This window comes from Staphylococcus sp. HMSC063A07 (assembly GCF_001836955.1).
GTDB classification, from domain to species: Bacteria; Bacillota; Bacilli; order Staphylococcales; family Staphylococcaceae; genus Staphylococcus; species Staphylococcus lugdunensis.
In genome coordinates this window covers 1-268 of sequence record NZ_KV830925.1, presented here as the reverse complement: position 1 = coordinate 268, position 268 = coordinate 1, and the positions used below count along the sequence as shown (strand labels likewise).

The 268-nt window shown below is 41.4% G+C and carries 1 protein-coding gene; it reads left to right on the top strand.

Annotated elements, in window-relative coordinates:
• The coding region (locus HMPREF2597_RS08210; protein WP_141760432.1) for a Rib/alpha-like domain-containing protein at nt 1-268 on the top strand (268 nt) is incomplete at both ends.

Here is a 268-nt window from a genome sequence, read left to right as displayed (position 1 = left end):
GACACCAATCACAAAAGATTTTGGTACACCGACAACAACGGATGACGTAACAAAAGCAGTGACCGTGCCAAACTATCCAAGTGATAAACCAGCACCAAAAGTAAGTGTAGATGATCCAAGTACATTACCGAACGGTAAGACACCAGGAGAATACACAGTACCAGCAACGGTGACATATCCAGATGGCACAAAAGATCATGTCAATGTACCTGTAAAAGTTGGGAATCCAGATAGTAGTAAATATGAACCAAAAGTAACGCCAATCACA